Origin of the sequence: Kitasatospora putterlickiae (assembly GCF_039527695.1) — a bacterium.
Lineage (GTDB): Bacteria > Actinomycetota > Actinomycetes > Streptomycetales > Streptomycetaceae > Kitasatospora > Kitasatospora putterlickiae.
This window is the reverse complement of the sequence record NZ_BAAAKJ010000299.1, coordinates 3,032-11,864: the sequence shown is the minus strand read 5'-3', so window position 1 is coordinate 11,864 and position 8,833 is coordinate 3,032. Positions and strand designations below refer to the sequence as shown.

Here is an 8,833-nt window from a genome sequence, read left to right as displayed (position 1 = left end):
AAGTCGCCGGGCGACCGCCCCTCCGCCTTCCCCCGACCGGTCCGGCCCCCACCCGGACCCCCGGCCGCGTACCGCCCCCGCACGTGCCACCAGCACCTGCGCGGCCCCGGGGCCGCACCCGCACCACGTCCGTCACGCCGCCGCACCACCACCGGACCGGACCGTGGCGCCCCTACCACTCGGGGGCGCCCGCTGTCTCACCGAAGCGCTTTTCCGATGATCTGTTCTACTGCGCTCCCGTGATTTCCCGGCGCCGACCTGATCCGGGGTGACATGCTGCTCACCATCAGGGGGTTGATCCAGATTTCCACCGTGTTCCGAGGACTTCCGTTCCAACGATCACCAGAGGTCCGACCGGAGGCCGACGTGTCCGCGAACATCAATCCCACGGTGCGCCGCCGGCGGCTCGGCGCGGAACTGCGCAAGCTCCGGGACCAGGCCGGGATGACCGCCGAGGAGGTGGCCGGCCGGCTGATGGTCTCCCAGTCCAAGATCAGCCGGCTGGAGAACGGCCGCCGCAGCATCAGCCAGCGGGACGTCCGCGACCTGTGCGACGTCTACGGGGTCGGCGACGAGGCGATGCGGGCCAGCCTGATGGAGATGGCCCGGGAGTCCCGGCAGCGCGGCTGGTGGCACGACTTCAACGACATGCCCACGCCCTACAGCGTCTACATCGGCCTGGAGGCCGAGGCCTCCTCGATCCGTGCCTACGAGTCCTCCTTCGTGCCGGGCCTGCTGCAGACCGAGCAGTACGCGCAGGCCGTGGTCGAGGGCACCCAGCCGGACACCGACGCGCTCGCCGTCCAGCGCCGCGTCCAGGTCCGGATGAAGCGTCAGGACCGGGTCAACGGGGACAACCAGCTCGGCAGCCTGTGGACCGTGATAGACGAGGCGGTGCTCCGCCGGGAGGTCGGCAGCAAGGAGGTGATGGCCCACCAGCTGAAGCACATGCTGGAGCTGAGCCAGCGCCCCAACATCACCGTCCAGGTCATCCCGTTCTCGCACGGGGCCCACCCCGGCATGACCGGGACATTCTCCCTGCTGGAGTTCCCGGAGTCAGCCGATTCCACAGTTGTCTACTTCGAAGGGGTGACGAGCGATCTCTACCTTGAGAAGGAGGCCGACGTGCGCCGCTATACCAGTCTCTACGACCACCTGCGGGCTGCCGCGCTCGGGGTGGCCGAGACCCGGACACTGATAGCCGACATTGAAGAGGGATACCACCGATGAGCCCCACCTTCGAGAACGGGACGAGCTGGCGCAAGAGCAGTCACAGCGGCGGAAACGGCGCCTGTGTGGAGATCCGCGTTCCGGACGCCGACCTGGTGGCCGTCCGCGACTCCAAGGACCCGCAGGGTCCGCAACTGCGCTTCTCCGCCGAGGCCTGGAACGCGTTCGCCACCGACGCGGGCGCCGGGGTGTTCGGCGGGTTCTGATCCGTTCCGTACCGCTTCTCGGCCAGGTGCCCGTAGCGGTGTCCACCGCCCTCCCCGGGCGGCGGGCACCGCTACGGGCATCTTCGCGTCCGTGAGCATGCCCGCGTCAACAGTCCGGGGCCGACGGCGGACGGCGCCTCAGCCGAGCACCGGGTAGCGGGCCGCCCAGGCCGCGCCCTCCGGGGTGTCGGCGCCGTGCAGCTCGGGCCCGTGCATCAGTTCGAGGACGAAGTCGTCCGCCAGCTCCAGCAGCACCCCGCGCCCTTCCAGGCCCGCCACCAGGCCGGGCGGCAGCGCGGTGTCACCGTGCAGGACCCCGAGCAGGTTGCCGCAGATCGCGCCGGTGGAGTCGCTGTCCCCCGAGTGGTTCACCGCCAGCAGCAGCCCGGACCGGACGTCGTGCGCGACCAGCGCGCAGTACAGCCCGATCGCCAGCGCCTCCTCGGCGACCCAGCCCTCCCCCAGCGCCTCGACCCGCTCGGCGGACGGCTCCCCCGCCCGCACCGCGTCCAGCGCCGCCCGCAGCGCCGCCGTGGTCTCCTCGTGCGCCGGGCGCTCGGAGAGCAGCGCGAGCGCCAGGTGCACCCCCTCCTCCAGGGTGCCGCCCCGGGCCGCGGTCTGGACGATCACCGCCAGCGCGCCGGCCGAGAGGTAGCCGGTGGGGTGGCCGTGGGTCAGCACCGAGCACTCCACCGCCAGCTGGAACACCAGGCCCGGCTCCCAGGTGGTCAGCAGTCCGAACGGCGCCGCCCGCATCACCGTGCCGCAGCCCTTGGAATGCGGGTTCTTGGGCGTCTCCAGGGTGCCGAGCCGCTCGGCGTCCGGACCGGAGAGGCCGGACAGACAGGCCTGGCCCGGCGCCCGCTGCGCGTACAGCCACTCCTCGCGGCCCAGCCAGCCGAGGTCGGCGCGCCGCTCGTCCGGGCCCCAGTCCCGCTGGGTGGCGGCCCAGCGCAGATAGGCGCGGTGGACGTCGGTGGGCGGGTGCCAGCTGCCGGTGTCCCGGCGGATGTGCGCCCGTATCAGCCCGTCGAGGGTGAACAGCACCATCTGCGTGTCATCGGTGACGGCGCCGAGCCGCCCGTACGCCGGGACGTACCCGGTGACGCCGAGCGGGCCGTGCACGGCTCGGATCTTCTCCAGCGACTCGAACTCGACGCCCGCGCCGAGCGCGTCCCCGACCGCCCCGCCCAGCAGGCACCCCCGCACCCGGCTGCGGAAGTCCTGCTGCTGGGCGCGTGACCACAGTGGCATCACGGCGGGTGCCTTTCGTCCGGGTTCGGGCGGGGTCGCGCGACGCACGGCGGGTCGCGCGCCCTCGCACTGTATTCGAATGGCCGAACGGGGCGGCAGGGTTCCCGCTCCGGTCGGTGGCGGGGACCCGCCGCCGGCCGGAGCGCGCGCCGTGGCGAAGGCTCAGTCCACCAGGGGCAGCAGTTCCGGCAGGTGCCCGTCCGAGGCCAGCGCGGCGGCCAGCCGTTCGGCCGGCACCTCGCCGTAGGTGGTGGTGCGCTGCCGGTGCGGGCGCCCGGCCGCCTCGGCGATCGCCTGGAGGTCCCGGACGGACTTGTAGCTGCCGTACGCCGACCCGGCCATCCGCGAGATGGTCTCCTCCATCAGCGTGCCGCCCAGGTCGTTGGCGCCCGAGCGGAGCATCTCGGCGGCACCCTCGGCGCCCAGCTTCACCCAGCTGGTCTGGATGTTGCGGATGTGCGGGTGGAGCAGCAGCCGGGCCATCGCGACCACCGCCCGGTTGTCCCGCGCGGTCGGGCCCGGCCGCGCGATCCCGGCCAGGTAGACCGGGGCGTTGGTGTGGATGAACGGCAGCGTCACGAACTCGGTGAAGCCGCCGGTGCGTCGCTGGATCTCGGCGAGCAGCCGCAGGTGGCCCACCCAGTGCTTCGGGGTGTCCACGTGCCCGTACATCATCGTGGACGAGGAGCGGATGCCCAGCTCGTGCGCGGTGCTGACGACCTCCACCCAGGTCGCGGCCGGCAGCTTGCCCTTGGTGAGCACCCAGCGGACCTCGTCGTCGAGGATCTCGGCGGCGGTGCCCGGGATGGAGTCCAGGCCGGACTCCCGGGCCCGCGCCAGCCAGTCCCGGATCGACAGCCCGGTCCGGGTGGCGCCGTTGACCACCTCCATCGGCGAGAAGGCGTGCACGTGGATGCCGGGCACCCGCTCCTTCACCGCGCGCGCGATGTCGAAGTAGGCGGTGCCGGGCAGGTCGGGGTGGATGCCGCCCTGCATGCAGACCTCGGTGGCGCCGACCTCCCAGGCCTGCGCGGCCCGGTCGGCGACCTGCTCCAGCGAGAGGCTGTAGGCGTCCGCGTCGGTGCGGCGCTGGGCGAAGGCGCAGAACCGGCAGCCGGTGTAGCAGACGTTGGTGAAGTTGATGTTCCGGGTGACGCAGTAGGTGACCTCGTCGCCGACCGCGTCCCGGCGCACCGCGTCGGCGATCCGGCAGAGCGCGTCCAGCGCCGGGCCGTCCGCCTGGAACAGCGCCAGCGCCTGCTCGTCGGTCAGCCGGGCCGGGTCGTCGGCGGCCACCGCGAGGGCCGCCCTGACCTCGGCGTCCAGCCGCTCCGGCGCGCCGGCCGGGCCGGGGGCGGCCGAGGCCGCCTGCTCGCGCAGCACCTCCCAGTCGCCGTAGACGTCCTCGAAGTCGGCCCGCCGGTCGCCGGTCCGGCCCTCGGTGTCGATGCCGATGTGCAGGTCGGTGCGGCCGTAGGAGGCCGGCAGGTCCTCCGGTTCCTGCCAGGGGTGGCCGGTGACCACGGCGTCGGGGCGGGCCAGGCCGGTCTCCGGGTCGGCCAGCGCCCGGACGTGCGGCAGCACCCGCGGGTCCAGCCAGGGCTCGCCGCGCCGGACGTACTCGGGGTAGACGGCGAGCCGCTCGCGCAGTTCGAAGCCCGCCGCGGCCGAGCGCTCGGCCAGCTTCTCGATCTGCGGCCAGGGGCGCTCGGGGTTGACGTGGTCGGGGGTCAGCGGGGAGACCCCGCCCCAGTCGTCGACGCCGGCCGCGATCAGCCGCTCGTACTCGCCGTCCACCAGGTTCGGCGGCGCCTGCAGGCAGGCGGACGGGCCCATGATGTGCCGGGCCACCGCGACGGTGGCGACCAGCTCGTCCAGCTCCGTGTCCGGCATGCCGCGCATCGCGGTGTCCGGCTTGGCGCGGAAGTTCTGCAGGATCAGCTCCTGGACGCCGTGGTAGGCGCGGGAGACCCGGCGCAGCGCGAACAGCGACTCGGCGCGCTCCTCGTAGGTCTCGCCGATGCCGATCAGCAGGCCGCTGGTGAACGGCACCGAGCTGCGGCCGGCGTCCTCCAGCACCCGCAGCCGGACGGCGGGCTCCTTGTCGGGCGAGCCGAAGTGCGGGCCGCCGGGCTCGCTCCACAGCCGGGTGGCGGTGGTCTCCAGCATCATGCCCATCGAGGCGGAGACCGGCTTGAGCCGCTGGAAGTCGGTCCAGCTCAGCACCCCGGGGTTGAGGTGCGGGAGCAGCCCGGTCTCCTCCAGGACGCGGATCGACATGGCGCGGACGTAGGCGATGGTGTCGTCGTAGCCGTGCGCGTCCAGCCACTCGCGGGCCTCCGGCCAGCGGTCCTCGGGCTTGTCCCCGAGCGTGATGAGCGCTTCCTTGCAGCCGAGTTCGGCGCCCCGGCGGGCGACCTCCAGCACCTCGTCCGGGGACATGAACATCCCGTGTCCCTCCCGGCGCAGCCTGCCGGGCACGGTGACGAAGGTGCAGTAGTGGCACTTGTCCCGGCAGAGCCGGGTGAGCGGGATGAACACGCTCTTGGAGTAGGTGATGACGCCGGGCCGGCCGGCCGCGTCGAGGCCGGCGTCGCGGACCCGGGCGGCGCTCGCGCAGAGGTCGCGCAGGTCGTCGCCTCTGGCCCGGAGCAGCACCGCCGCCTCGGTCGCGTCCAGCGCGACGCCGTCCCGGGCCCGGCGCAGGGCGCGCCGCATCGCGTTCGCGGTCGGGATGTTGGTTGCGTCCATGGCGCGACCCTACGCCAGTTCGCGTACCTTCCTCGTGCGTTCGGAGGAGCCGACCCTGAGGAGGCCTCAGGGTCGGCTGCGCCGCGAGACCGACCCGGAACCCACCCCGCAGGGCGATGACGCGGGCGCCCCCGGACCGTCTAATGGATACCCAGGGACAGTCGTTGACCGACGGAGGGGTTGGGAACCATGACGGACGACAGGGCGACCGCGGGCGGCGGCCCGGCGGACGAGTGGCAGGGCGCGGATCCCTACCCGTCGCGCCGGCGCACCCTGGTGCGGGTGGCCGTGCCGCTGGCGGTGACGGCCGCGATCGCCGCCGGGGTGGGGCTGGTGCCGGCGCTGGCGGACTCCTCGCCGCCGGAGCTGCCCGCGCTGACGGCGGAGCAGCTGATCACCAAGGTGCTCGGCTCCGAGGCCCAGACGCTCTCCGGCACGGTGTCGGTCTCCACCGACCTCGGCGTGCCGAGCCAGCTGCTGGGCGCCGCGGCCGGCGGGATCGGGGGCGGGGCGGCGCCCGGCGGCGGGGACCGGCCGTCCAGCGCCGCGCCCGGGTCCAGGCTGACCGCCCTGCTCGGCGGCGAGCACACCGTGCGGGTCGCGGTGGACGGGCCGGAGCGCCAGCGGATCGGCCTGCTGGAGCAGCTGTCCGGCTACGAGCTGATCCGCGACGGCGACCAGGTCTGGGCCTGGGACAGCGGCACCAACGAGGCGGTGCACCTGACCGGGGTCCGTCCGGACGCGGCGGCGGACGGCCACCGGGGCCAGGCGCCGCTGACCGGTGTGCCGACCACCCCGCAGGAGGCGGCCCGGCTGTTCCTGACCGCGAGCGCGGACTCCACCACCGTCACCGTGGACGGCACCGCGACCGTGGCCGGGCAGAAGGCCTACCGGCTGAGCGTGAAGCCCACCCGACCGGGCTCGACGATCGGCGAGGCGCGGATCGCGGTGTCCGCCGACAACGGGGTGCCGCTGTCGGTCGTGGTCAAGGGCACGGACGGCGACACGGTCCTGGACGTGCACTTCACCCAGGTCTCGTTCGCCCGGCCGGCCGCGAAGACCTTCGAGTTCACCGTGCCCAAGGGCGCCAAGGTGACGGAGCAGAAGGCGTCCGGGGCGCCGCACGACGCGGTGGCCCCGCAGGAGGCCGGGGCAGCCGCCGAGGGCCTGAACGTGATCGGCGAGGGCTGGACGACCGTGCTGTCCGCGAAGCTGCCCACCGGCGACGTGTTCGTCCCGGCCGAGGGACGGGGCCCGCGCGGACGCGGCGGCCACGGCGCGGGCAGCGGCGGCGGCACCTCGCAGAGCCCGCTGGCGCTGGCCAAGTCGCTGGGCAAGCCGGTCGCCGGCGGCTCGCTGATCAGCACCAAGGTGCTCAACGCGCTGATCACCGACGACGGCCGGGTCTTCGCGGGCGCGGTGACCCTGCCGGTGCTGCAGAGTGCGGCCGGGGTGAAGTAGTGACCCAGGCTCCCGTAACGGGGGACGTTACGGAGCCGGCCGGGGGGCCGGGCGCGGTGGCGCGCCCGGCCCCCGGTGCCGCTTCGCCCTCCCGTCCGTCCGACGACGTGATCAGGACCAGGGGTCTCACCAAGCGGTTCCGCGGCGGGCAGCTCGCCGTGGACGGCCTGGACCTGAGCGTCCCCCGGGGCTCGGTCTTCGGCTTCCTCGGTCCCAACGGCTCCGGCAAGACCACCACGATCCGGATGCTGATGGGCCTGATCGCCCCCAGCGCCGGGGTGGCGACGGTGCTCGGCGAGCCGATGCCCCGGTCGGTGGCCTCGGTGCTGCCCCGGGTCGGCGCGCTGATCGAGGGGCCGGCGCTGTACGGCTTCCTCTCCGGCCGGGACAACCTGGCCCGGTTCGACGCCGCCGACCCGGCGTCCGACCCGCGCACCCGCAAGGTCCGGGTCGCCGAGGCGCTGGACCGGGTCGGCCTGGCCGCCGCGGCCGGCAAGAAGGCCCGGGCCTACTCGCTGGGCATGAAGCAGCGGCTCGGCCTGGCCTCGGCCCTGCTCCAGCCGCGCGAGCTGCTGGTCCTGGACGAGCCCACCAACGGCCTGGACCCGCAGGGCATGCGGGAGATCCGGGCGCTGGTCCGGGAGGTCGCGGCCGAGGGCACCACGGTCTTCCTCTCCTCGCACCTGCTGGACGAGATCGAGCAGGTCTGCAGCCACGCGGCGGTGATGTCGCGCGGCCGGCTGGTGGTGCAGGGCACCGTCACCGAGCTGGCCGCCCGGGCCCGGGGCCGGCTGCTGGTGCGGACCCCGGACACCCACCGGGCCGGTGAGGTGCTGCTCGCCCACGGGGTCACCGAGGTGCGGGTCGGCGAGGACCGGGTGGACGGGGACGCCGGCGCGCTGGCCGAGGAGGCGCTGCCCGGGCTGGTCGCGGCACTGGTCGCGGCGGACGTCCGGGTGCACGGTTTCGGCGTGGAGCGGGGCACGTTGGAGGACGCCTTCGTGGCGCTGACCGGGGAGGGCTTCGATGTCGCGGGCTGAGGCGGTGCCGGCGGTCGCGGTCGCCGGCCCGGGTGCGGCGCACGGGCGGCGGTCGCGGACGGCGGCCGGGTTCCTGGCGCTGTTCCGCAACGAGCTGCTGCTGACCTTCCGCCGGATGCGGACGATCGTGCTGCTGGGGATCCTGGCGGTGCTGCCGGTGCTGATCGGCGTGGTGGTCCGGATCGAGACGGACGGGCCGCGCGGCGGCGAGGGCCCGGCGTTCATCGCCCAGGTCACCCAGAACGGCCTGTTCCTGGTGTTCACCGCGCTCGCGGTGGCGTTGCCGGTCTTCCTGCCGATGACGGTCGGCGTGGTCGCCGGGGACTCGGTGGCGGGCGAGGCGGCCACCGGCACCCTGCGCTACCTGCTGGTGGCGCCGGCCGGGCGGACCAGGCTGCTGGCCGCCAAGTTCACCGCCGGACTGGTGTTCTGTCTGGCGGCGACGGCGACCGTGGCGCTGTCGGCGGTGATCGCCGGGACGGCGCTGTTCCCGGTCGGCGACGTCACGCTGATCTCCGGGGAGACCATCGGCCTGGGCGCGGCGCTGCTGCGGGCGGTGCTGGTGGCCGCCGTGGTGGCCGCCTCGCTGGCCGGGCTGGTCGCGATCGGGCTGTTCGTCTCGACGCTCACCGGCAGCGGCATCGCCGCGATGGCGGCCACCGTCGGCCTGGTGATCACGGTGCAGATCCTGGACAGCTTCCCGCAGCTGCACGCGATCCAGCCGTTCCTCTTCACCCACCACTGGCTCACCTTCGGCGACCTGCTGCGGGAGCCGATGTACTGGGACGGGGTGCTGAAGAACCTCGGGCTGCAGGCCGCCTACGTGGCGGTGTTCGGCTCGGCGGCCTGGTCCCGGTTCACCTCGCGGGACATCACCGCCTGACCGGCACC

7 protein-coding genes are annotated in these 8,833 nt (G+C 74.1%); 5 read left to right on the top strand and 2 right to left on the bottom strand.

Annotated elements, in window-relative coordinates; translation table 11 throughout:
* Positions 1-366 precede the first annotated feature (366 nt).
* Both ABD308_RS28885 and ABD308_RS28880 read left to right on the top strand, forming a co-directional pair.
* On the top strand, positions 367-1,230 hold the full coding sequence (locus tag ABD308_RS28885) for a helix-turn-helix domain-containing protein (protein WP_344340773.1): 864 nt from the start codon (positions 367-369) through the stop codon (positions 1,228-1,230).
* The gene (locus tag ABD308_RS28880; protein WP_344340769.1) at positions 1,227-1,436 is read left to right on the top strand and encodes a DUF397 domain-containing protein; all 210 of its coding nucleotides are present in this window, start codon (positions 1,227-1,229) and stop codon (positions 1,434-1,436) included. The genes ABD308_RS28885 and ABD308_RS28880 overlap by 4 nt, the downstream gene beginning before the upstream one ends.
* Before the next feature lie 138 nt (positions 1,437-1,574).
* Here ABD308_RS28880 and ABD308_RS28875 read toward each other — a convergent pair whose 3' ends face one another.
* Both ABD308_RS28875 and ABD308_RS28870 read right to left on the bottom strand, forming a co-directional pair.
* Positions 1,575-2,690 carry an ADP-ribosylglycohydrolase family protein gene (locus ABD308_RS28875; RefSeq protein ID WP_344340766.1) on the bottom strand — a complete coding sequence of 372 codons (1,116 nt, stop codon included), beginning with the start codon at positions 2,688-2,690 and terminating at the stop codon, positions 1,575-1,577.
* Between the two features lie 162 nt (positions 2,691-2,852).
* Positions 2,853-5,441: a bifunctional FO biosynthesis protein CofGH gene (locus tag ABD308_RS28870; RefSeq protein ID WP_344340763.1), complete on the bottom strand. Its 2,589-nt coding sequence runs from the start codon at positions 5,439-5,441 to the stop codon at positions 2,853-2,855.
* Between the two features lie 189 nt (positions 5,442-5,630).
* Here ABD308_RS28870 and ABD308_RS28865 point away from each other — a divergent pair, with 189 nt between their 5' ends.
* Genes ABD308_RS28865 through ABD308_RS28855 form a run of 3 tightly spaced genes read left to right on the top strand, consistent with a single transcriptional unit; the run spans position 5,631 to position 8,825 of the window.
* A complete protein-coding gene (locus tag ABD308_RS28865; protein ID WP_344340760.1) occupies positions 5,631-6,902 on the top strand; it encodes a LolA family protein in 1,272 nt (423 codons plus the stop codon).
* Positions 6,903-6,958: 56 nt separating this feature from the next.
* Positions 6,959-7,942, top strand: coding sequence for an ABC transporter ATP-binding protein (locus tag ABD308_RS28860; protein ID WP_344340755.1), 984 nt, complete (start codon positions 6,959-6,961; stop codon positions 7,940-7,942).
* Positions 7,929-8,825: an ABC transporter permease gene (locus ABD308_RS28855; RefSeq protein WP_344340752.1), complete on the top strand. Its 897-nt coding sequence runs from the start codon at positions 7,929-7,931 to the stop codon at positions 8,823-8,825. The genes ABD308_RS28860 and ABD308_RS28855 overlap by 14 nt, the downstream gene beginning before the upstream one ends.
* Positions 8,826-8,833: the final 8 nt, after the last annotated feature.

Excerpts from the sequence above, each read along its gene's own strand:
- ABD308_RS28875 (WP_344340766.1), bottom strand. The coding sequence starts at position 2,690 with ATGCCACTGTGGTCACGCGCCCAGCAGCAGGACTTCCGCAGCCGGGTG.
- ABD308_RS28870 (WP_344340763.1), bottom strand. The coding sequence starts at position 5,441 with ATGGACGCAACCAACATCCCGACCGCGAACGCGATGCGGCGCGCCCTG.
- ABD308_RS28855 (WP_344340752.1), top strand. The coding sequence starts at position 7,929 with ATGTCGCGGGCTGAGGCGGTGCCGGCGGTCGCGGTCGCCGGCCCGGGT.
- ABD308_RS28865 (WP_344340760.1), top strand. The coding sequence starts at position 5,631 with ATGACGGACGACAGGGCGACCGCGGGCGGCGGCCCGGCGGACGAGTGG.
- ABD308_RS28880 (WP_344340769.1), top strand. The coding sequence starts at position 1,227 with ATGAGCCCCACCTTCGAGAACGGGACGAGCTGGCGCAAGAGCAGTCAC.